Origin of the sequence: Clostridium sp. MB05, assembly GCF_046581255.1 — a bacterium.
GTDB lineage: Bacteria > Bacillota > Clostridia > Clostridiales > Clostridiaceae > Clostridium.
In genome coordinates this window covers 266,911-289,962 of sequence record NZ_CP174370.1, presented here as the reverse complement: position 1 = coordinate 289,962, position 23,052 = coordinate 266,911, and the positions used below count along the sequence as shown (strand labels likewise).

21 protein-coding genes are annotated in these 23,052 nt (G+C 28.5%); 18 read left to right on the top strand and 3 right to left on the bottom strand.

From position 1 onward, the window contains the following. Positions 1-79: 79 nt before the first annotated feature. The 6 genes from ACH36K_RS01380 to ACH36K_RS01355 all read left to right on the top strand — a co-directional run bounded on the left by ACH36K_RS01380 (position 80) and on the right by ACH36K_RS01355 (position 8,043). On the top strand, positions 80-1,570 hold the full coding sequence (locus ACH36K_RS01380) for a PTS transporter subunit EIIC (RefSeq protein WP_411169250.1): 1,491 nt from the start codon (positions 80-82) through the stop codon (positions 1,568-1,570). A gap of 5 nt (positions 1,571-1,575) precedes the next feature. Next, positions 1,576-2,229 carry an N-acetylmannosamine-6-phosphate 2-epimerase gene (locus ACH36K_RS01375; protein WP_411169249.1) on the top strand — a complete coding sequence of 218 codons (654 nt, stop codon included), beginning with the start codon at positions 1,576-1,578 and terminating at the stop codon, positions 2,227-2,229. Between the two features lie 121 nt (positions 2,230-2,350). After that, entirely contained in the window at positions 2,351-3,154 is an 804-nt protein-coding gene (locus ACH36K_RS01370; protein ID WP_411169248.1) for a MurR/RpiR family transcriptional regulator, read from the top strand. 204 nt (positions 3,155-3,358) lie between these two features. Continuing rightward, the gene (locus ACH36K_RS01365) at positions 3,359-4,732 is read left to right on the top strand and encodes a sigma-54 interaction domain-containing protein (protein WP_411169247.1); all 1,374 of its coding nucleotides are present in this window, start codon (positions 3,359-3,361) and stop codon (positions 4,730-4,732) included. Between the two features lie 368 nt (positions 4,733-5,100). Beyond that, complete coding sequence (locus ACH36K_RS01360; protein ID WP_411169246.1) at positions 5,101-6,651, top strand: acyl CoA:acetate/3-ketoacid CoA transferase; 1,551 nt, start codon at positions 5,101-5,103, stop codon at positions 6,649-6,651. 15 nt (positions 6,652-6,666) lie between these two features. Continuing rightward, the gene (locus ACH36K_RS01355; protein WP_411169245.1) at positions 6,667-8,043 is read left to right on the top strand and encodes a GntP family permease; all 1,377 of its coding nucleotides are present in this window, start codon (positions 6,667-6,669) and stop codon (positions 8,041-8,043) included. 153 nt (positions 8,044-8,196) lie between these two features. On the opposite strand, the gene ACH36K_RS01350 is transcribed toward ACH36K_RS01355, so the two are convergent. Continuing rightward, on the bottom strand, positions 8,197-8,943 hold the full coding sequence (locus ACH36K_RS01350) for an exonuclease domain-containing protein (RefSeq protein ID WP_411169244.1): 747 nt from the start codon (positions 8,941-8,943) through the stop codon (positions 8,197-8,199). A 404-nt stretch (positions 8,944-9,347) separates the two neighbouring features. Between ACH36K_RS01350 and ACH36K_RS01345 the strand changes: the two genes are divergently transcribed. The 10 genes from ACH36K_RS01345 to ACH36K_RS01300 all read left to right on the top strand — a co-directional run bounded on the left by ACH36K_RS01345 (position 9,348) and on the right by ACH36K_RS01300 (position 19,823). Beyond that, positions 9,348-9,680, top strand: a complete 333-nt coding sequence (locus tag ACH36K_RS01345) for a hypothetical protein (RefSeq protein WP_411169243.1) — start codon at positions 9,348-9,350, stop codon at positions 9,678-9,680. Positions 9,681-9,706: 26 nt separating this feature from the next. Continuing rightward, on the top strand, positions 9,707-11,035 hold the full coding sequence (locus ACH36K_RS01340; RefSeq protein ID WP_411169242.1) for a BadF/BadG/BcrA/BcrD ATPase family protein: 1,329 nt from the start codon (positions 9,707-9,709) through the stop codon (positions 11,033-11,035). Positions 11,036-11,122: 87 nt separating this feature from the next. After that, positions 11,123-11,392, top strand: coding sequence for an acylphosphatase (locus tag ACH36K_RS01335; protein WP_411169241.1), 270 nt, complete (start codon positions 11,123-11,125; stop codon positions 11,390-11,392). 170 nt (positions 11,393-11,562) lie between these two features. Next, complete coding sequence (locus tag ACH36K_RS01330) at positions 11,563-12,855, top strand: PTS sugar transporter subunit IIC (protein ID WP_411169240.1); 1,293 nt, start codon at positions 11,563-11,565, stop codon at positions 12,853-12,855. A 100-nt stretch (positions 12,856-12,955) separates the two neighbouring features. After that, entirely contained in the window at positions 12,956-14,110 is a 1,155-nt protein-coding gene (locus tag ACH36K_RS01325) for an exo-beta-N-acetylmuramidase NamZ domain-containing protein (RefSeq protein ID WP_411169239.1), read from the top strand. Positions 14,111-14,251: 141 nt separating this feature from the next. Beyond that, positions 14,252-14,893 (top strand): lactate utilization protein, encoded by a 642-nt coding sequence (locus ACH36K_RS01320; protein ID WP_411169238.1) that lies wholly within the window; start codon positions 14,252-14,254, stop codon positions 14,891-14,893. Between the two features lie 71 nt (positions 14,894-14,964). Further along, a complete protein-coding gene (locus ACH36K_RS01315; protein WP_411169237.1) occupies positions 14,965-15,657 on the top strand; it encodes a PHP domain-containing protein in 693 nt (230 codons plus the stop codon). Between the two features lie 143 nt (positions 15,658-15,800). Then, positions 15,801-16,409: a GH25 family lysozyme gene (locus ACH36K_RS01310; RefSeq protein WP_411169236.1), complete on the top strand. Its 609-nt coding sequence runs from the start codon at positions 15,801-15,803 to the stop codon at positions 16,407-16,409. Positions 16,410-16,868: 459 nt separating this feature from the next. Further along, positions 16,869-18,284 (top strand): potassium/proton antiporter, encoded by a 1,416-nt coding sequence (locus ACH36K_RS01305; RefSeq protein ID WP_411169235.1) that lies wholly within the window; start codon positions 16,869-16,871, stop codon positions 18,282-18,284. A 54-nt stretch (positions 18,285-18,338) separates the two neighbouring features. Beyond that, positions 18,339-19,823 (top strand): N-6 DNA methylase, encoded by a 1,485-nt coding sequence (locus tag ACH36K_RS01300; RefSeq protein ID WP_411169234.1) that lies wholly within the window; start codon positions 18,339-18,341, stop codon positions 19,821-19,823. Positions 19,824-19,856: 33 nt separating this feature from the next. Here the strand turns inward: ACH36K_RS01300 and rd are convergent, their stop codons facing one another. After that, positions 19,857-20,021 (bottom strand): rubredoxin, encoded by a 165-nt coding sequence (gene rd / locus ACH36K_RS01295; RefSeq protein WP_322546042.1) that lies wholly within the window; start codon positions 20,019-20,021, stop codon positions 19,857-19,859. Between the two features lie 122 nt (positions 20,022-20,143). Here rd and ACH36K_RS01290 point away from each other — a divergent pair, with 122 nt between their 5' ends. Beyond that, complete coding sequence (locus ACH36K_RS01290) at positions 20,144-20,446, top strand: hypothetical protein (protein WP_411169233.1); 303 nt, start codon at positions 20,144-20,146, stop codon at positions 20,444-20,446. Positions 20,447-20,513: 67 nt separating this feature from the next. Here ACH36K_RS01290 and ACH36K_RS01285 read toward each other — a convergent pair whose 3' ends face one another. Then, on the bottom strand, positions 20,514-22,088 hold the full coding sequence (locus ACH36K_RS01285) for a DEAD/DEAH box helicase (RefSeq protein ID WP_411169232.1): 1,575 nt from the start codon (positions 22,086-22,088) through the stop codon (positions 20,514-20,516). Positions 22,089-22,372: 284 nt separating this feature from the next. Between ACH36K_RS01285 and ACH36K_RS01280 the strand changes: the two genes are divergently transcribed. Beyond that, the gene (locus tag ACH36K_RS01280) at positions 22,373-22,891 is read left to right on the top strand and encodes a methylated-DNA--[protein]-cysteine S-methyltransferase (protein ID WP_411169231.1); all 519 of its coding nucleotides are present in this window, start codon (positions 22,373-22,375) and stop codon (positions 22,889-22,891) included. Positions 22,892-23,052: the final 161 nt, after the last annotated feature.

Sequence of the window (23,052 nt, the reverse complement as noted above, 5' to 3'; positions counted from 1 at the left end):
TATGTAAATGTATTCAGGTAAAAATTTTTTTATCAAAGAGAAGTTGTAAAAATTATTTTCAAATTAAGGGGGTACTAAAATGTTTAAACAACTACAAAAAATTGGTAAATCCTTTATGTTACCAATTGCTATATTACCAGCAGCTGGGTTACTGCTTGGTATAGGAGGAGCTCTATCAAATCCTAATACTGTACAAGCTTATCCATTTTTAAATATTTCTTGGTTACAAGGAATTTTTTCAATTATGTCATCTGCAGGAGAAGTAGTATTTGCAAATTTAGCACTTATTATGTGTATAGGACTTTCTGTAGGACTTGCTAAAAAAGATAAGGGTACTGCAGGTTTGGCTGGTGCAGTATCATTCTTAGTTATGAATGCTTCAATAAAAGGCATGATAACTGCATTTAATCCAGCAGTTAAGTCAATAGATACTGGTGTTGTTGGAGCTATAGTAATTGGATTAACGGTATCATATCTTCATAATAAATATGGAAATATTCAATTACCAGCTGTTTTAGGATTCTTTGGTGGATCAAGATTTGTTCCAATAGTTTCTTCATTCTCAGCAATTTTTATTGGAGCTATATTCTTTTTAATATGGCCAACATTCCAAGGATGGTTAGTGTCAGCAGGTAATGCAATAGCTGGACTAGGAGCAATAGGAACTTTCTTATATGGATTCTTATTAAGATTAACTGGAGCAGTGGGATTACATCATATGATTTATCCATTATTCTGGTACACAGAGCTAGGTGGAGTTGCAACTGTCGCTGGTCAAACTGTTACAGGAGCTCAAAATATATTCTTTGCAGAATTAGCTGATCCAAATCATGTTGGATTATTTACAGAGGGTACAAGATTCTTTGCAGGACGTTTTGCTACAATGATGTTTGGATTACCAGCAGCATGTTTAGCTATGTATCATTGTGTACCTAAAGAAAAGAGAAAATTAGTTGGTGGATTATTCTTAGGAGCAGCAATAACATCATTTATTACTGGTATTACTGAGCCAATTGAATTTATGTTCTTATTTGTTGCACCTTGGTTATATGTAGTTCATGCTGTATTTGATGGATTATCATTCTTTATAGCAGATATATTAAATATATCAATAGGTAATACTTTTTCAGGCGGATTAATAGACTTTACTTTATTTGGTGTACTTCAAGGAAATGCTAAAACAAATTGGATATTAGTATTAGCAGTAGGAGCAATTTGGGCAGCTTTATATTACTTTACATTTAGATTCTTAATAACTAAATTTAATGTTATGACTCCTGGTAGAGAACCGGAAGGTGAAGAAGTTAAAGTTGTTACAAAAGATAGCATGAATGAAACTGCAGTTCAAGTTTTAGAAGCCTTAGGTGGAAAAGATAATCTAGATGATGTAGATGCATGCATAACAAGATTAAGAGTTGCTGTTAAAGATGTAAGCAAAGTTGATAAGGTTAAAATTAAAGCTTTAGGTGCTACAGCTGTATTAGAAGTTAAAGGCGGCGTGCAAGCCATATTTGGAGCAAAAGCTGATCCATTAAAACAAAAAATAAATGAAATTATAGGGAGAGAGTAATAAGGGTGAAAATAATAAACAGAGGATTAATCGTATCATGTCAAGCACTAGAAAATGAACCACTACACAGCTCTTATATAATGAGTAGAATGGCTGTAGCAGCTAAAGAAGGTGGAGCTATAGGAATAAGAGCTAATAGTGTTGATGATATTATTGCAATAAAAAAAGAAGTTGATTTACCTATAATAGGAATAGTAAAAATAGACTATCCAAATATGAAGTCATATATAACCCCAACTATGAAGGAAGTAGATGAACTTGTTGAAGCAGGAGCAGATATAATAGCTTTAGATGCCACAATAGATCAAGATGAGGAATTTTTAAAGAGTATATTTAAAAAATATCCTACACAAAAGTTTATGGCAGATATATCTACAATAGAAGAGGGGTTAAGAGCTGATAAATTAGGGTTCCATTATGTTGGAACAACTTTAATAGGATATACAGAGCATTCTAAGGGAATGAATAATTTTGAGGTTTTGGAAGCTTTAATAAAGAATTGCAAAGCAGAAGTAATTGCTGAAGGAAACTTTGATACTCCAGAAAAGGCTAGAATGGCTTTAGAAAAAGGAGCGTATGCTGTTGTTGTTGGAAGTGCAATAACTAGGCCTCAATTGATAACTAAAAAATTTAATGATGAGGTTCTAAAAGTATTATAACACTTTTAAGAGGTAGGGATTTAAATCCCTACCTCTTTTATTTCAATGAGTTTAATGCTATTCTATTATATGTAAATTAATAGTTATATTAAATTTATAGAGCATATATGGAGGATATTAAGTGGATATTTTATGTGAAATACAAAGAAAATATAATGACTTTTCTGATAAAGAGAAATCTATAGCAGATTATATTATGCAATATGGAGATGAAATAAAAAATATAAATATTACTGATTTAGCAAAGGAAATAGGTACATCAGGAGCCACAATAACAAGATTTGCTAAAAAAATTGGTTGCGATAGCTTTGTAGATATGAAAATAAAACTCGGATCAAATAAAGTAGAAGTTCATGTAAATGATGAAGATGGTATATTTTCATATGCTTATCAATATTATAATGAAGTTATAGAAAGAACTAAAATGTTAATTGATAAAGAGGCTATATTCAAAATTGTTAATGAAATAAAAAAAGCAAGAAATATATACATATATGGTGTTGGAAGCTCTGGATTAACTGGAGAAGAAATGATGCAAAGGCTATTAAGAATGGGGTTTAATGTTCATTGCATTTCAGATTCCCATATGATGATAATTAATAGTTCAATTGTATCAGAGCATGATTTAGTTATAGGGATTTCTATATCAGGAGAAACTGAAGAAGTTATACACGCATTAAAAATATCAAGGGAAAATGGAGCTAAAATAGTTTCAATAACAAGTTTTGAAGGAAGCTCTATAAGCAAATATTCAGATATAAAGTTTATAGTATATAATCCTAATTTTGTTGATAGAAGAAGGTTTATAAATACTCAATTTTCAGCAATGTATCTTCTTGATTTAATATCTATGGTTTTATTAAATGATGCTAATTTAAGTAATAAAATGCAAACAACTATTAATGCTATTATTAATAATAATTAATAGATATCATTATAATAATATGTTAAGAATATTTTCTTGTAGAAATAGAATTAGTACATAATTTACTGTAAAAGTTTCATATGTATATTTAAGATAATAAACTTGATATTGATGGGCTTTTAATAGATATTACACATAAATAAGTATGGTATATGATATAATTATAGATGTATTCTAATAAATTATGAAATGAGGAATATATCTATGATTGAAGCTTCTCAGCTAGACTTTTCTAATATAAGTAAGGAACTTTTAGAGATTACTTTCGATGGGGTTGTCATGGTTGACAAGAAAGGTATTATAATTTATATAAGCAAAAGATATTGTGAGTTTTTATCTATAGATTTAAAAAACGCGTTAGGTAAACATGTTTCAGATGTAATAGAGAACACAAGGATGCATATAGTAGTTAACAATGGGAAAGCGGAACTGGCTAAGCTTCAAAGGATAAAAGAAAATTACATGGTAGCAAATAGAATTCCTATTATCGAGAGTGGAGAGGTAATTGGAGCAATAGGAACTGTTATGTTTAAAAATATAGAGGATATTAATACTCTTCATAAAAAATTGAACAGTATGAAAAGAGAGCTAGATAAATATAAAGGAAGATTAAGGCAAGAAAATAGTACAAAATACTCTTTCGATGACATAAAGGGAAAAAGCAAATCCATAGAGATGTGTAAGGTATTTGCCAATAAAGCAGCATGCGCAGATTCAAGTGTATTATTAATAGGGGAAAGTGGTACTGGGAAGGAACTTTTTGCACATGCAATTCATAGAAGTTCTAATAGATGTCATGCTCCTTTTGTAAAGGTTAACTGTGCAGCTATTCCAAGTGAGTTATTAGAATCAGAGCTTTTTGGATATGAGGGAGGAGCTTTTACCGGAGCAAAAAGAGAAGGGAAAATGGGGAAGTTTGAGTTGGCAAATGGAGGTACTATATTTTTAGATGAAATTGGGGATATGCCTCTTTATATGCAAGCAAAACTTCTTAGAGTAATTCAAGAGAAAGAAGTTGAACGTATAGGAGCAAATAAATTTATAAAATTAGATTTAAGAATAGTTGCTGCTACAAATAAAGAGTTAGAGTCAATGGTCAAAAACAGAAGCTTCAGAGGTGATTTATACTATCGATTAAATGTTATGAAGATAGAGATACCTCCTTTAAGAGATAGGAATGGAGATGTAGAACTTCTTTCAAAATATTTTATTGATAAGTTATCTAAGCAATGTGGGAAGAATGTAAGAGGAGTTTCAACAAGCGCAATAATGTCATTGAATCAATATGAATGGCATGGAAATATAAGAGAACTTAGAAATGTAATCGAAAGGGCTATAAACCTAGTAGATTATGGAGAAATAATAGAAAAACAACATTTACCAAATGAAATAGAAGAGTGCTCTTATAAAGAAGAAATTAAGCCTCTTTTAAAAACAATAGAAGAAGCAGAAGTATATGCCTTAAAAGATGCTTTAATTTTTAGTAAAGGAAATAAATCTAAAGCGGCAAAACTACTAGGAATAAGTAGAGTTACTTTATATGAAAAACTTGAAAAATATAGTATTTTAATAAAATAATAATTTAGATAAGGTATGTATATATATAACAAAAAGTGTAGATAAATTCTACACTTTTTATTATATAAAAACTTAATGTAAGGTTTTATATACAATATTAATAAAGTTATAGGTAAACTTGTAAAGATAGGCTTACAAAAAAATATAGAAACTGTTGATGCTGTAAGTAAATGTTTACAAAATTGGATAAATCTTTTTGTGTGAGGTTATTTATAATAAAATATCATTTAAAAAATAATAGCTTTATAGTAAATCTGCAAGTATGTATTATTAAAACATTGTGTTGTCATGAAGGTATATTTTTAAATTAACTTATGGCACAATAATTGCTTTTTAGTTATTAAGAAAGAGCTAAAGGGGGATTTAGAATGTGTAAAGTTATAAATGTAGAACAGTTGGGGGGATTGATCCCTAATAATGCAACCATGGCTATTGGAGGATTCATAGGTAGTGGTCATCCAGAAGAAATTAGTTCTTATATAGAAAAATATTACTTAGAGAAGGGAGAACCAAGAAATCTTACTTTAGTTTATGCAGCAGGACAAGGAGATTCTAAGAATAAGGGGTTAAATCATTTCGGACACGAAGGATTAGTGAAAAGGGTAATAGGAGGTCATTGGGGACTAGCACCGAAGCTTCAAAAGCTTGCTATTGACAATAAGATTGAGGCATATAACCTTCCTCAAGGGGTAGTAAGCCATCTATACAGAGACATTGCTGCAGGAAAGCCAGGAACAATAACAACTGTGGGGTTAAAGACTTTTGTAGACCCTAGAGTTGATGGTGGAAAATTAAATGAGTTAACTAAGGAGGATATAGTATCTTTAATAAATATAGAGGGAAAGGAGTATTTGTTTTACAAAGCTTTTCCTATAAATATTAGTATCCTTAGAGGAACATATTCAGACGAAGATGGAAATATTTCTTTAGAAAAGGAAGCTGTGGTTTTAGATTCATTAGCTATGGCACAAGCTACAAAAAACTCTGGTGGAAAGGTAATAGTTCAAGTAAAAAAGGTTGTAAAGAAGGGATCGATACATCCGCATAAAGTTAAAATACCAGGAATATTAGTAGATTATATTATAGTAACAGAAAATCCAGAAAACCATATGCAAACTTTTGGAGAGGTATATAACGAGAGCTATACTGGAGAAGCTAGAATTCCTTTAGAAAAAATATCAAGTATGGAGTTAGATGAAAGAAAGATAATAGCTAGAAGAGCTGCTATGGAGCTTATACCAAATGCTGTAACTAATTTAGGAATAGGAATGCCAGAAGGGGTTTCAGTAGTGGCAAATGAAGAAGGCATGGGAGATATGATGAAGCTTACTGTTGAATCAGGACCTATAGGGGGAGTTCCAGTAGGAGGACTTAGCTTTGGAGCATCTATAAATCCAGAATGCATAGTAGAGCAAAGTGCTCAGTTTGATTTTTATGATGGTGGAGGATTAGATATAGCATTTTTAGGACTTGCTCAATGTGATGAGAAAGGAAATATAAATGTTAGTAAATTCGGACCTAAAATTGCTGGGTGTGGTGGATTTATAAATATAACTCAAAATGCTAAGAAGGTGGTTTATTGTGGAACCTTTACTGCGGGAGGATTGAAGTTAGCTGTAGAGGATGGAAGACTAAATATATTAAGGGAAGGGAAAAATAAGAAATTTATAAAAAATGTTGAGCAAATAACATTTAGTGGAGAATATGCTTTAGAAAAAAATCAGCCAGTACTATATATAACAGAAAGAGCTGTGTTTGAGTTAAGAAAAGAGGGAGTAGTTATTACAGAAATAGCACCAGGTGTTGACTTGAAAAGAGATATTTTATCTCTTATGGATTTTTCGCCTATAGTAGCTAAAGAAATAAAGATTATGGATGAGAGAATTTTTAAAGAAGAAAATATGGGAATTAGAATTTAAAAGGGGGAAAGTTATATGTTAGGGGTTATAGGTATTATATTATCATTAGCACTTCTTATGTATCTTGCTTATAAAGGAGTAAGCGTAATTATATTAACACCAATACTTGCACTTCTTGCTGTACTTTTAAGTGGAAGCTTTGGTTTATTACCTGTTTATACAGAAACTTATATGATGAGTTTAGCTAATTATGTTAAGCAGTATTTTCCTATATTCTTACTTGGAGCCATATTTGGTAAGGTTATGGACAACACTGGTGCTGCCAACTCAATATCTAATTCTGTAGCAAAATGGCTTGGAAAGGAGAAGGCGATTTTAGCTGTAGTGGTATCTTGTGCAATACTTACTTATGGTGGAGTATCACTATTTGTAGTAGCCTTTGCTGTTTATCCAATCGCAGTTTCTTTATATAGAGCAGCTGGTATTCCAAAGAGATTAATACCTGGGTCAATAGCACTTGGGTCATTTACTTTTACAATGACAGCACTTCCAGGTACCCCTCAAATACAAAATGCTATACCAATGCCGTTCTTTGGCACTAATACCTGGGCAGCTCCTATAATGGGAATAGTGGCATCTCTTGTAATGTTTGGTTGTGGAAGTTTATGGCTTATGTATAGAGCTAGAAAAGGAATGCAAAGTGGAGAAGGCTTCGGTAGTACTAAAGAAAAGGATGTTAAAATGCAAACTGAGAACTTACCTTCATTTGGAGTCTCTATATTACCAATAATATTAGTACTAGTTTTAAACTTTGTTCTCTCAAATTATGTTTTTGTAGAAGGAAGATTCGATTGGGCATGGCTAGAAGGCTTTAATACTACAATTGCTAAATCAGGCGGATCTTGGTCTTTAATAGTAGCGTTACTTATAGCTATTATTACGACATTGATTTTAAACTATAAACGAATAAATGATAAGCTTAAGATAGTGAACGAGGGTGCAGCAGGTTCACTACCAGCTATATTAAATACTGCTACTGCTGTTGGGTATGGAAATGTAATTTCTTCTCTTGCAGGCTTTGCAATAATAAAGAATGGACTTCTTGGAATATCATCTAATCCATTAATCACTGAAGGGATATCTGTATCAGTTTTAGCTGGTATTACAGGATCAGCCTCTGGAGGAATGAGTATTGCTTTAGGAGCTTTAGGGGATACTTTAACTAATATGGCAATGACATATGGTATAAGTCCTGAAGCACTTCATAGAGTTGCTACCGTAGCTTGCGGGGGACTAGATACTTTACCACATAATGGCGCAGTAATAACACTACTTACAGTTTGTGGACTTACACATAAAGATTCTTATCTAGATATATTTATGGTGTCAGTTGCTATACCAACCTTGGCATTAATAGTAAGTATAATATTAGGAACTATAGGTATAGTATAAAAGCACAAATTCTTAATTTTATGGAGCCATAGCGAATATTATAAAAGTATATAAAAGTATATAAAAGGTTGCCTTAATAAGGGCAGCCTTTTTATAATAATTTATATTAATATAGTAATTTTTTTTAATTAAAATTATAAGGCACAGTATTAGCTAAGTTGTAAATTGATTAGTCTTACCCATAATATATGCAAGCTTTATTATAGCTTTTTCTTCATCAGACATTTTTCTATTATACATTTTTTCAAATTGTTCAATTAATGCTTTATTATCAACTTGACTGTTAGAAGTAATATTTCTTCTCTCGGAGGTGAAATTACAAATTTTAGGTGGTGTGCTATATTTATAAATACTTTTATAGACCTCTAAAGTATAGTAAGCATCATAATAGGCATCATGAAAATTATCTTCAAATTTTATATTTAGAAGTTCCACAGAAGTTTTCAATCCTATCTTTGATCCCTTTGGAATTTTAAAATAACTTGAGGAGTACATTTGCACATCAATATATCTTTTAGGTATTGACGATATAGGTAAATTATGAAATTTTGCATTTCTAATAAGTTCTTTTATATCAGTTTTTCCCCACACACAAAGTATTATTTCACTATCACTAATAAATTCTATAAAGTCATGATATACCTTAGGAAATGTCTCGCACAAAGCTAGTCTATCAGTAGTTATGTTAGTTAGGCTTTCTACGTAAGGGTGAACTGTATTGTGTACTGTAGGTTTTATCAACCTATTAAAATTATCTATTATATCAAAGTTTTCATCAAATTTTAGTGCTCCAATTTGAATTATTTCAAATGGTAGTTTTAATATATCTTTATTATTAGAACTATTTAAAGATTTTTGATTAAATTCTAAATCATATACTATATAGTTAATTATTTTCACCCACTTTTTTATAATATATAAAATTAGTATAACCTATTTATTTAATATGTATATAAAATAAAAGGACTTTAATAATACTTTAGTATATTTTTATATAAAATAAATAAAATTTAATGAAAATTTAGTATAAAATTAGCAAAATTTAGAATGAAAGTATAAGTGTATATAATAGTGTGTAATTTCTTATAATAAAAAATTTAGAAAATAATAATATAATATACAAAATTATGAAAAAATACATATAAATATAGTTTAATTCAGAAAAAGTGATAAAATTTGAAATTTTATTTCAAAAACATAGACTTGTTAACGATATCAATGTATTATATAAGTGTATAATAGATGTATTAATTTAGAAATTCTTACAAAATTATTGAAAATAAATGTGAAATAGGGTGATAAAAATGCTAAAAAGCTTATTAAGTTTAGGACTATATTTAATTTTATCTATAGGAATTGTAATCGTTCCAGTTAAATTAACACATTACTTTTGTAAAGTAAAAAAAATAAAAATAAATCGTTGGGTAATAGGGTGCGTAGGACCATTAATACTAATAATACCTAAACTACTATTTGCACAAATGCCTGATTTCATTTGGAAGATATTAATATTTATTTTTATTACTTCTGTAATTATGTTTTTTGAATTATCAAGGATGATGATAGAAAATAAAGAGATGAAGGGCTTAATAGATTACTCTAAATATATAAAACCTAATAAACGTAAAGTTAAATAGTAAAGTATGTAGACAAGGCGGTAAAAATGTTAAAGCATGAATTAGTTTATGAAGTTATAAAAGATGAATGTAGAAAACAATATGTTTTAGGAGAAATAAAAGGAATTGATGCTAAAACTGTAGCTACACAATTAAATATGCATAGATCAAATGTTGTGAAGCATTTTAAGAAGCTTATGGATATGAAGTTAATATATAAAAGAGAAGGAAGACCAGTATTATATTATGTAGACTTAAGCACTATAGAATACGAAGTTAGTAGTTTAAAAGATAAGGAAAGTATATACAATAATATAGATAAATTTCTTGAAATTAAAGCTGAAAACTTAATAACTAAGGGATTTGATGGAGAAGAAATACAAAATAAAGTAACAAATGAATTAAAAACCTATATAAAAAATTATTTTAAGGTAATAGAAAGTAGAAATAGAATGAGAAAAATAGTAGACGAGTTAGTCAACGTTGAATATGTTATTGGAGTTGATGGAGGAGGAAGTAAAACAGAAGCAATAGCGTATGATCTTAGAGGAAATAAGATTGCAGAAGGAATAGCTGGTTTTGGAAACATTGTAGTTAATAAGGAAGAAGGACTTAAAAATATTGAAATATCGATACTTAAATGCTTAAAAAATTTAGATGAAAGCAAGTGTATTCATATTTATGCTGGTCTTGCAGGGGCTGATACTGGGAATAATAAGGAAGTAATAAAATCTTATATTGAAGAAAGATTTCCTATAAGTGTTACAGTTGTCAGTGATGCTGATCTTGCAATAAATGCTATGTTAAAGGGTAAAGATGGGATTTTAACTATATCGGGAACAGGATCAATAAGTTATGCAAAAAGAGGAAATGAAAACTTAAGAGTTGGAGGATGGGGAAATATACTTGGTGATGAAGGCAGTGGATATTTTATTGCAGTAGAAGCCTTAAAGAAAATAGTAAATGATAAGGATGATGGAAAAGAATTCAGTTATTTATCAAAAAAAATTTTAGAAGATATTAATGTAAAAGACATACCAAGCTTAGTAAAATTTGTTTACTCATCTAATAAAGGTGATATAGCAGCCTTAGTGCCAAACATAGTTAAAGCAGCTAAATTAGGAGATGAAGATGGGATTGATATTCTAAAAAAGGCAGGATTTCATTTAGCTAGAAATACATATAAAGCGTATAAACTTCTTAACTTAGATAAAAAAGTTGATATAGCAATAAAGGGAAGTATTATTACAAAAATAGATTTTGTTAAAGAAAGCTTTATAAATGAACTTAATAATTTAATAAAGGGTTATAACTTAGTTGATGAGGATGTTTCTTCGGCTAAAGGGGCATATTATATGTACCTTAAAAGGCAATAAACAATGTTAAATAGCCCATTATATTATGAGGGTTAAGTAAATATATATTATTTAAATTTTATAAAGCTAGATTAGGAGTGATTTAAAATGATTAGACAAAAACTTATTGTAACAGGAAATATAGCTGATGGAGGAATAAGGTATTTTGCACAAATGAGTGCTTCTTCATTAAAGCTTACTGGACTATCTAAAAGGGGAGAAGCTGGAGCAATTCATATAGAAGTACAAGGAAGAGAAGATAGCGTAGAAAAATTTATAGAAAAACTTAAAGTAGGAAATGGATTCTTTAAAGTTGAAAATATAGAAAGAGAAACACTAGATGTAATTTCAGATGAAAAAACGTTTTTAATTAGGTAAGTAATAAAAGTTTAATTATAAACTTAAATATAAATTTTAAGAAGAAAGGAGATAAATTAACATTCTAATGGTTTTGTTAATTTGAAAATTTTCATACCATTAGGATCTGTAAGATTATTAAACATATTTAAACTAAATGAAAATTATTATTTTAGGGGGAAAGCTATTTTATGGAAAAACTTATGAAGTTTATGGAAGAAAAAATGATGCCGCCAATGGCAAGGATGTCTGAGCAAAAGCACTTAAGAGCAATTAGAGATGGAATTATATCAACACTTTCTTTAATACTTGTTGGATGTTTCTTTTTATTAATTATCAATATACCAATACCAGCATGGAAAGAATTTATAGCACCACATGCTGGAAATATAGTTTTACCATTTAGAATTACAATGGGATTAATGTCTTTATATGCAAGTTATGGAATGGGATATGCACTTGCAAAATCCTATAAATTAGATGGTATATCAGGTGGAGTTCTTTCAATGGCAGCTTTATTAAGCTTAAATATTCCACTAAATGTTACAGATAAAGCTACAGACACTGCTTTGGGTTGGGTTCTTAAAATGGAATACCTAGGTGGAGCAGGAATGTTCACTGCAATTTTAAGTATGATTGTGGCAGTAGAAATATTAAGATTCTGTAAGACTAAAAATGTTACAATTAAAATGCCAGATCAAGTTCCACCATCTGTTGCAAGAAGCTTTGAAGCTTTAATTCCAGCAGCCATAGTAATAACTTCACTATGGTTTGTAAGAGTAATGCTTGGATTTGATATAAATGTTTTATTAGCTAAATTATTTAGTCCATTAGTAAATGTTGCAGGTAACAGTTATTTAGGAGTATTACTACCAACATTATTTATATGTTTATTATGGGCATCAGGAGTTCACGGAGTATCAGTTATAGGATCACTTTTAAGACCAATATGGTTAGTTTTACTTGATGAAAATATGGCTGCAGCAGCAGCAGGAAATGTTGCACAAAACATAGGTACAGAAGGATTCTTTGATTTATTTGTATGGATAGGTGGATCAGGTGGTACATTAGCACTTTGTATATTATTCATTTTCTCTAAGTCAGCTTATTTAAAGCAAGTTGGTAAGTTCTCAATTATACCGGGAATATTTAATATAAATGAGCCAATTATGTTTGGTGCTCCAATAGTTCTTAACCCAATATTAGCAATACCATTTGTAGTAGGACCAGTTATAAACTGTACAATAACTTATATAGCTATGAGTTTAAATCTTGTAAGTAAAGTTTCAGTAATGGCACCATGGGTATTACCGTCACCAATTAAAGCTGCTATGGCTACAAATGACTGGAGAGCAGCCGTTCTTGTTATAATTAACTTTACTATATCATTAGTTATATTCTATCCATTCTTTAAAATGTATGAAAAGAACTTATTAAAAGAAGAAGCAGAACAATTAGCAGAATCACAAGCACATTCAATGTAATTTATTAAAAATTTATATAAAAATTAAAAACTATAGGGTGACTCTAAGAGTCGCCCTTGATTTTTAGTATCATATCTAAATTTAAAAGGAGTGATTTTATATGAAACATAAAATTTTTAATGGAATAGATAATTTAGAAGAAATTAAAAATATTGTAGGAAATAATAAGGTTGGACTTATAACATCTCCTAGTGGAATAAATAAAAACTTTCAATATACAATAGATGTATTTAATGAAAATTTTAATTTAGTATCTCTATTTTCTCCAGAGCATGGAATAAGAGGAAACCTTCAAGCAGGAGAAGAGGTAAGTAGTTATGTAGATGAAAAAACAGGAGTAAAAGTCTATAGCCTTTATGGTGATAATAAAAAACCTTCAAAAGAGATGTTAGAAAATATAGATGTACTAGTATTTGATATAGGTGATGTTGGATCAAGATTCTATACTTATATATACACAATGGCTTATTGTTTAGAAGCCTGCAAGGAGAATAATAAAAAGTTTGTAGTATTAGATAGAGTAAATATATTAGGAGGAGAAAAAGTTGAGGGTAATATATTAGAAGAAAGTTTTAAGACATTTGTTGGTATGTATCCAATTCCTATAAGATATGGTTTAACTATAGGCGAACTTGCATATTATTTCAATAATGAGCTTAACATAGGTTGTGATTTAGAGGTTATTAAAATAGAAGGATGGGAAAGATGGATGCTTCATAGTGATACAGATTTACCATGGATAAGTCCTTCTCCTAATATGCCAAGCCTTTCTACAGCAATATTATATAATGGAACTTGTCTTTTAGAGGGTACTAATATATCTGAAGGGAGAGGAACGACGAAGCCTTTTGAAATAGTTGGTGCACCATGGATAGATGGTTATGAATTAGCAAAGAGGATGGAAGAAAAAAATATTAATGGTGTTAAATTTAGGCCATTATACTATACACCTACCTTTTCAAAGCATGAAGGTAAGATGTGTGGGGGAGTTCAAATACATTTAACAGACATAAGAGAAGTAAATGCAGTAGAGGTTGGAGTGCATCTACTTGAAACTATAATAAAAATGGATAAAGGAAATCTTGAGTTTATATATACTGAAGGATATGGAATGTTTTTAGATGCTCTTTCAGGTACTAAAGATTTAAGAGAAAAGCTAGGAAAAGAATTAAATGCTAATTATTTATTAAAGAAGTGGGAAGAAGAAGCTGAAGGTTTTAAAAATAAAGCATCTAAATACTATTTGTACAATTAAAAATTTAAATTAATATATTATTAATAAGAGGCTGTAGATAATTTATTATATGTTATCTACAGCCTACATTTTATTTTTGCATGATATAATATACATAAGTTTATACTAAAGGTTAGAGTTGTAGTATAGGGGGATATAGATATGGATAAAAATGTTGAATGGTATATTGAAAAACGAGTTGAAAGAACTATAAAAAATTTAAATAGCCACAATATGGAAGGGTATTATGTTAAAAGTAGAGAAGAGCTAATTAAAAAGTTAGAAGAGCTTATAGAAGAAGGATCTATTATTGGAGTTGGAGATTCTATGACTCTTTCTGAAACTGGTGTAATAGACTTTATAAGAAGTGGAAAATTTAACTTTTTAGACAAATATGAAGAGAACATAAATAGAGATGAAAAAAGAGAGATATATATTAAGAATTTTTCAACAGATACTTTTCTTTGTAGTACAAATGCATTAACTGAGAGTGGAGAATTATATAACATAGATGGGAACGGAAGCAGAGTCGCTCCAATGATATATGGACCAGAGCAGGTTATTATTATAGCTGGAACAAATAAAATTGTTAAAGATATAGAAGAAGCCGAGAGGCGAGTGAGGAATTATTCAGCTCCTATTGATGCAAAAAGATTAAATAAAGATACACCATGTACAAAACTTGGAAGCTGTGTTGATTGTAAAAGCCCAAATAGGATTTGTAATGACTTTGTAGTAATTAGAGGTCAATTTATTAAAGGAAGAATTAAAGTATTAATTTTAAATGAGAATTTAGGATATTAAAATTATATTAGTATATCAAAAATGCTTAAGTAAAATATTATAAATTATAAGTAAGCATTAAAGGATTAAAAATGTACACAAAGGGAGATTTTCATATTCACTCAACAAAATCAGATGGGGAGTTAAAACCAGGTGAAATAGTTTTATTAGCTAAAGAAAGAAATTTAGACATAATTTCTTTAACAGATCATAATACTATAAGTGGTAATAAAGAGGCTATCAAAGTAGGAAAAATTCATGGAGTTAAAGTTATACCAGGAATAGAGCTTTCAACAAGGTTCAAGGGGAAGAGGGTTCATATATTAGGATATTTTACTGATGATAAATATGAAGGTGATGAATTTAAGATGATTTTAAATAATATATGTATTGGTAAATTTAAGGCTTGTCAAATTTATTTTAAAGGAAAATTGAGTTTTAAATCTCAAGGCGGTAAAATATTAACTTCAGCAGGAATAGAGTTTTTGCGTAATTATAACGCTAAAGTAGTTTTAGCTCATCCAACGTTACTTAGTAGGGATATATTTGAAGATATAATCAACTTAAATTTTGATGGAATAGAAGCAAAATACTATAGAAATAAGGATGAAGATACAGATTACTTTATAAATGTAGCCAAGGAAAAAGGCATAATATATACAGCTGGATCCGATTTTCATTCTTTAAAAAAGGTAGATTTAAAACATGGAACCTTAGGTCAAATATACTTAGAAAAAGAGGAAATAGATGATTTTATAAGTATATTAGGTTTAAATGGTTTATAAAGTGTAAAGAATAGCTTCATAATAAAAAACTCCCTATATAATGGGAGTTTTTTATTATTATATATCAATTACATTTCTAGGTTTGGTTGCATATTATATTGTATCTTAAAATCAATTATTCAAACTTTAGAGGAGAGGATGATATGCAATCAATAAACACTGGAAAATACAAAGGAATAGATATATCAAGTTGGCAAGGAGAAGTTGACTTTAGAAAGATTAGTGAAAGTGGAGTTCAAATTGTATATATAAAAGCGACGGAAGGTAATTATTATGTAAATCCAAGGTTAAGGGAATATTATTTAGGTTCAAAGAACAATAATATGTTGATAGGATTCTACCATTTCTTTAGAGCAAGAGTAGATGCAAAAGCACAAGCCCATTATTTTGCAAGTTATGTAAATGGAAAAGATTCAAACTGTAGGTTGGCTTTAGATATTGAATTAACAGATTGGTATGAAGCAGAGGAGTTATCTAATATGTGTATAACTTTCTTAGAAGAAGTAAAAAGACTTACAGGAAAGGAGGTTGTAGTATACACATATACAAACTTTGCAAAAACAAGTCTTACAAAGGACTTATCAAAGTATCCACTATGGGTAGCTGATTATGATGTGACTACACCTGAAGACAATCCTATATGGAATAGCTGGATAGGATTTCAATATTTAGAAGCTGGAAATGTTTCAGGAATAAGTGGATATTGTCCTTTAGATGTATTTACAGAGGAAATATTGTTAGATAAAATATAAGATTAATAAATTTAGTTTTACTTGATTAAAAAGAGTTTAAATATAAAGTACATTGGTTTCAATAGATGAACAAGCAGCTTCAATGAATCAACTTGCAGAGCTATCGAATAATTTAGATAAATTAATAGCTAAATTTAAAGTATAATTAATAAAAGGGATCATCTTTAACTATAAAAAGTAAAGATGTCCCTTTTTATGTTATTTATATAAATATATAAAGCATCTATTGAAGATTTTGAATATAGTAATATATCATAGCCTAAATTAGGAAAATAAAAATAATTATTAAAGTAATATATAAATTTTATAGATCTTTAATTAACAACTAAAAGCTTTATAAAAGTAAAAGTTAAGATATTGTTAATTAATATAGTAATAAATTTAAAGATTGTTAATTGGGATAGGGATAAGTTATAGTGTATAATTAAATTATGAAAAAATATTTTTTAAGGAGGTAATATGATTGAATTAATGATTATATGTGGATTAATATTATTAATTTGCATAACATCTAGTAAAATTTTATACAAGTTTGGAGTTCCTATGCTTTTAATTTTTATAGTATTAGGAATGTTATTTGGTTCTGATGGCATTGTAGGAATATATTTTGACAATTATGATTTAACCAGTAAAATATGTTCATTAGGATTAGTATTTATAATGTTCTATGGTGGTTTTGGAACAAATTGGAAGACTGCTAGAAAGTCAGCTGTTCCATCTATATTAATGTCTACCTTAGGGGTTATAATTACAGCTGGATTAACGGGATTATTTTGTTACTTTGTACTAGGTACTAGTTTGTTAGAGGGGCTACTTATTGGGTCTGTAGTAGGATCAACTGATGCTGCATCTGTGTTTTCAATATTACGTTCCCAAAAACTTAACTTAAAAGGCTCTTTAGCACCATTATTAGAAATAGAAAGTGGTAGTAATGATCCTATTGCGTATATGTTAACACTTATAGTTTTAACTCTTATGTCTAATTCAGGTGTAGAATCAATAGTTCCAATGATAATAAAACAAATATTGTTTGGAATATTAGTAGGAAGTGTATTAGCAAAAGCAACTGTTTATATAATAAGGCGTGCTAATTTTGAAGTAGAAGGATTTTATACTATATTTATAACAGCTATTGCTATATTGTCATATGCAGTTACTGAATGGCTTGGTGGAAATGGGTATCTAAGCGTATATATGGCAGGTATAATAATAGGTAATAGTAAAATACCACATAAGAAGAGTTTATTCCATTTCTTTGATGGAGTATCATGGATAATGCAAATAGGTTTATTCTTTATGTTAGGCTTATTATCATTCCCATCTGAATTACCAAGTGTAATTGGTATATCTATAGCAATATCGATATTTATGATAGTAATAGCAAGACCTCTTGCTACATTTATTATATTAAGCAAATTTGATTATTCTGTAAAAGAAAAAATATTTATTTCATGGGTAGGATTAAGAGGGGCAGCCTCAATAGTTTTTGCAATATACGCAGTAACCTATGGAGTAAATATACAAAATGATATATTTCATATAATGTTCTTTATAGCTTTATTCTCTGTTGCAATTCAAGGAACATTAATACCAAAGGTTGCTCAAAAGCTAGATTTAGTAGATGATAGTACTCCTGTTTTAAGAACCTTTAATGACTATAAAGAAGATAAAAGCACAAAACTTATGGAAGTTAATATATTAGAAGATAGTAAATGGGCTGATAAGAGTATTATGGACTCAGATATTCCTGAAGATATATTAATAGTAATGATAAAACGTAATGATGAAGTTATAGTACCTAAGGGATCTACAATTGTAAAAAGCGGAGATGTATTAGTGTTAAGTGCTAATAGCTTTGATAATTTAGTTTATTAATTTAGTGTATACTTGTAATATAATATTATATATTGAAAATTGGAGATAATGCTTATGGGTAGAAAAGAAAAAGTAATAAAAGAAAATATAATAGATGAAACATATATAGATAAAAGAAAAATAGGATATTATTCAACTCCAAATTTTATAAGTAATTATATTGCAAGACGAGTATTAGGAATAAATAGTAGTGGTAAAAGTGTACTTGATCCTTGTTGTGGAAGAGAGGAAATGCTTAAACCATTTAAGAGTTTTAATATAGATACTTATGGTATAGATATTATTAATTATAAACAAGAATATAACTGTAAATTTAAAAATACAGATTTTATAAAATATTATTATAAGAATATTGATGAAAATAAAAAAATTAAAGAGTTAAATCATGATTACTATGTATTAAATCCACCGTATAATTGTCATGAAGTAGAATATATAAGGGAAAATAAAAAGGAGCTAAAAAGATATTTTGGGGATGTAGGAACTCATAATATGTATGGGATATTTATATCAGCAATAATAGATTTAGCAAAGGATGGAGCGGCGATAGGAATAATAACTCATGATTCCTTCTTAACATCTAAAAGCTATGAGGGACTTAGGAAAAAAATCTTAAAGACCTGTTCTATACATGAAATAACAATGTGTCCAACAGACTTGTTTTCTGAGCAAGGTGCGGATGTTAGAACAAGCATAGTTATATTACAAAAGGGGCTAGATTTCCAAGGAAATATAATTATAAATAATAGATGTACAAATAAAAATGAATTAATAAAAACATTAAACTCTAATAAAAATAAATATAAAGTAAATTCTTTAAAAAACATTATATTGAACAATAAATATGATAATAGTGAATTCTTAATAGAATGTCCTGAAGATATTAAGATATTATTTAATAATGATAGATTAAAAGATAAGTTTAATTGTATAACTGGAATTTCAACTGGAAATGATAAGCTATATTTATCAACGGAAAAAGTAGAACCATATACAGTTCCATTTTATAAAAATCCAGGAAAAGATAAATTCTATACAGATAAGGTCATATATATTAATAAGGATTTTATTAATATTTCAAGAGGAATTTCTAACTTTATAGTAAGGAACAAGGAGTTTTTATATAAATCAGGAATAATTTGTTCATCTATGGGGGTTCAATTTACTGCTTGCAAGCTACCTAAAGAAAGTACCTTTGGTGTAAACACATGCATTATATGTACTGATGAAGACAGCTTTTGGCTTTTAGCTTATTTAAATTCTACTTTAGTAACTTATATTGTAAGAGGAATTTTAAATAGAAGTAACATGATAACTTCTGGATATGTCTCTAGAATACCCTTAATTAATTTTAATGATAATATAAAAAGTGATTTATGTAATTTAGGAAAGTTAGCATATGAAAAGTCTAAAAATAAAAAAGATATTAAAGATATATTAATTGATATTGATAATATTATTAATAAAGAAGCTAATTTATGCAGTGAAACAATTTCATATATAAACGATTTTAAAATTAACTTAGTTAAAAGAACCTAAAAAACAGTCTTTATGACTGTTTTTTAGGTTAAGTTACTCGTCTAATGGATCAAATTCATCTTTTGAAGCCCCGCAAACTGGGCAAACCCAATCATCTGGTAGATCTCCGAACGCTGTATCAGGATCTATTCCATTTTCGGGATCTCCATATTCTGGATCATAGATATAGGTACAAGGTACGCAAATATATTGCTGCATTAATATAAACCTCCTAAAATTCCTTTATATTTTAAAATGTATTGGGTATAGTATTAAAATATGATATAAATTATTATAAATAATAAAATATAGTATGATAATATTAGAGTAGAGGTGATAGCATGGGAAGAAAAAATAGTAAAAATAATGACTTACTAAGTAGTGTAAGAAAAGATACATCTCCTAAAATATATTCTTTATTAGTAGATTTAGTTAATGATAATAGAGAGGATTTAGCAGAAGTAGTATTGAAGATAGATTATCTATTAGAATATACAAGTACATGTATAAATCATAAAGATTTTGAAGAAGCTAAAGAAACTATAAAAAGGGTAGAAGATAGAATAAAGATATTAGAAACTGAAGAGAAAGATATTGAATATTTAAAGTATCTTTATGAAGGAATAAAAAAGAAGTGTAAATAATAAAAAACATAATATAAAAGGCTATTTAATGCTTACCTTAAGCTTAAAATAGCCTTGTTTAATTTAATTATTTTCTTTTTCTATTAGCGACTTCGATGTTTACTTTTCTCTTATTAAGCTTAACACCGATACATTTATCAAGAACTTTATCTTTAATATCAGGAGATATATTAACAAATGAGAAGTTTTCTAATATGTCTATATCACCTATAGAAGAAGCCTTTACTCTAGCAGTATCCTTAATAAAGTTAACTAGAGTCTTAGGATTTATACCATCTCTTCTTCCAATAGATAAGAATAAGCGTATATCCTCTGACTTAGGAGCTTCTAAAGCATTAGATGTATAAGTTTCAAGTAACTCATCATTAAATTTATTCTTTATTAAAGCTGCAATAATCTCTACAGAATCATACTTTTCAGTTAATTCTTTTGCTACTGGAATAAACTTTGAGTAATCTGAGTCATTTATAGTATTAGTAACATCCTCTAATATAGATGTAGATTTACTATTAAATATATCACTAACTGTTGGGATATTTTTTCTAACAATATCACTTTTAGTTACTGATTTTATTTGCTTTAGCATTGAGAATTCCTTAGGAGAAACTAATGAGTAAGCAGTACCTTCTCTATTTGCTCTTCCAGTTCTACCTATTCTATGAACATAGCTTTCAACGTCTTGCGGTAAGTCATAGTTTATAACGTGTGTTATACCTTCAACATCTATTCCTCTTGCAGCTACATCAGTTGCAACTAAATAATTTAAAGAACCTTCTTTAAACTTCTTTAAAGTTCTTAATCTATGTGCTTGAGACATATCTCCGTGCATACCCTCAACAACATATCCTCTTGATTGCATACCTTCAACTAATTCATCTACACCCTTCTTAGTTCTACAGAAGATAATAGCAGATGATGGAGTATCAAAATCTAAAACTCTACAAAGTGCTTCAAATCTTGTTTTATGAGATACTTCAAAAAAGTTTTGACTTATCTTAGATACAGTCATGGAAGTCTTCTTTATAGATATATGCTTAGCATCTGGTTTCATATATCTCTTAGCTAATTTTCTTATTGGATCAGGCATAGTTGCTGAGAATAATAAAGTTTGTCTTTCAGATGGTAATTGTTTTATTATATCTTCTAAGTCATCTATGAATCCCATATTTAACATTTCATCAGCTTCATCTAAAACTAGGAATTTAATCTTATCTAATTTTATAGTTCCTCTTTTTATATGATCTAAAACTCTACCTGGAGTACCAACCACTATATTTACATTTCTCTTTAATGCTCTTATTTGGTTTGTTATTGGATCTCCACCATAAACAGGTAATATTGTTAAATCATCATATTTTGATAATCTTTTTAGCTCATCATTAACTTGGATAGCTAATTCTCTTGTTGGGGCTAGTATTATAGCACTAAGACCACTTTTACTAGAAATATGATTAATAATTCCACATCCAAAAGCAGCAGTTTTACCAGTACCAGTTTGAGCTTGACCGATAAGGTCATATCCTTGTATAGCTACAGGTATTGCTTCAGCTTGTATTTGTGATGGTTTTTCAAAACCTAAATCATTAATAGATTTCAAAAGGGTATCCTTAAGCCCTAAGTTACTAAATTTTATTTCGTTCATTCAAAATCCTCTTTCTTTTAGTATTTAAAATAATTTATAATTAAATATAATATATATTTTTTTCATTTTTATATAAGTTGTTTTAATATTAGCTTTACTTATATCGTATCAAATTATAATATGATTTAATTAAATATTTATTATAACTTATATATTATTTTTTCTTAACTAGCTTAGTATACACTAAAATTGAAAAATATGCTCGTATTATTTACTAGTAAAATAAGTTATTTTGTAATAAATATTAAAAAAACAACAAGTAAAGGTTTACCAGGAGGAACCATATGGAAAATAAAGAAGGAAATTTGTATTTTTGTAAAATAAATATCATCATTGGATCAATATATATAGTAAAAAGTGATGAAGGATTAAGGAAAATAGAATTAATAGAAGAAGAGTGGATTAAATTTAAAGAAAATAATATTAATTTAATTGAAGATGAATATAAATGTAAGGATGTAGTAGATCAAATAAATGAATATTTAGATGGAAAGAGAGAAAAATTTGATTTAAAGCTAGATATAAAAGGAACAGAGTTTAGAAAGCTAGTATGGAAGGAACTTAATAATATACCTTATGGAGAGTTAAAAAGTTATAGTTATATAGCTAATAAAATAGGAAAGGATAAAGCTGTAAGATCAATTGGTCAGGCTAATAGATCTAATCCTGTTCCTATAATAATTCCATGCCATAGAGTTGTGGGGAAAAGTGGAAAATTACTAGGTTATGCTGGAAATCATACAGATATACAAAGAAAATTAATAGATTTTGAAAAAAATACTCTAAAAAATAATAAAAAGTAATTTTTTGTTGTTGTAAATTTCATACAAATAATATTTTACAAAAAAAGGAAGGGTAATTTTATCTCCCTTTTTTTATTAGTAAATTTTTATTTTAATATTGTAAATTATTTATAAGTAATTTAGTATATATTTAAATAGTATTTTAAAAGTATTTTAATTAT

Coding starts and splice junctions, on each gene's coding strand:
- ACH36K_RS01315 (WP_411169237.1), top strand. CDS start 14,965: ATGTACACAAAGGGAGATTTTCATATTCACTCAACAAAATCAGATGGG.
- rd (WP_322546042.1), bottom strand. CDS start 20,021: ATGCAGCAATATATTTGCGTACCTTGTACCTATATCTATGATCCAGAA.
- ACH36K_RS01345 (WP_411169243.1), top strand. CDS start 9,348: ATGCTAAAAAGCTTATTAAGTTTAGGACTATATTTAATTTTATCTATA.
- ACH36K_RS01290 (WP_411169233.1), top strand. CDS start 20,144: ATGGGAAGAAAAAATAGTAAAAATAATGACTTACTAAGTAGTGTAAGA.
- ACH36K_RS01360 (WP_411169246.1), top strand. CDS start 5,101: ATGTGTAAAGTTATAAATGTAGAACAGTTGGGGGGATTGATCCCTAAT.
- ACH36K_RS01285 (WP_411169232.1), bottom strand. CDS start 22,088: ATGAACGAAATAAAATTTAGTAACTTAGGGCTTAAGGATACCCTTTTG.
- ACH36K_RS01320 (WP_411169238.1), top strand. CDS start 14,252: ATGGATAAAAATGTTGAATGGTATATTGAAAAACGAGTTGAAAGAACT.
- ACH36K_RS01300 (WP_411169234.1), top strand. CDS start 18,339: ATGGGTAGAAAAGAAAAAGTAATAAAAGAAAATATAATAGATGAAACA.
- ACH36K_RS01335 (WP_411169241.1), top strand. CDS start 11,123: ATGATTAGACAAAAACTTATTGTAACAGGAAATATAGCTGATGGAGGA.
- ACH36K_RS01380 (WP_411169250.1), top strand. CDS start 80: ATGTTTAAACAACTACAAAAAATTGGTAAATCCTTTATGTTACCAATT.
- ACH36K_RS01325 (WP_411169239.1), top strand. CDS start 12,956: ATGAAACATAAAATTTTTAATGGAATAGATAATTTAGAAGAAATTAAA.
- ACH36K_RS01340 (WP_411169242.1), top strand. CDS start 9,707: ATGTTAAAGCATGAATTAGTTTATGAAGTTATAAAAGATGAATGTAGA.
- ACH36K_RS01365 (WP_411169247.1), top strand. CDS start 3,359: ATGATTGAAGCTTCTCAGCTAGACTTTTCTAATATAAGTAAGGAACTT.
- ACH36K_RS01330 (WP_411169240.1), top strand. CDS start 11,563: ATGGAAAAACTTATGAAGTTTATGGAAGAAAAAATGATGCCGCCAATG.
- ACH36K_RS01310 (WP_411169236.1), top strand. CDS start 15,801: ATGCAATCAATAAACACTGGAAAATACAAAGGAATAGATATATCAAGT.
- ACH36K_RS01305 (WP_411169235.1), top strand. CDS start 16,869: ATGATTGAATTAATGATTATATGTGGATTAATATTATTAATTTGCATA.
- ACH36K_RS01355 (WP_411169245.1), top strand. CDS start 6,667: ATGTTAGGGGTTATAGGTATTATATTATCATTAGCACTTCTTATGTAT.
- ACH36K_RS01280 (WP_411169231.1), top strand. CDS start 22,373: ATGGAAAATAAAGAAGGAAATTTGTATTTTTGTAAAATAAATATCATC.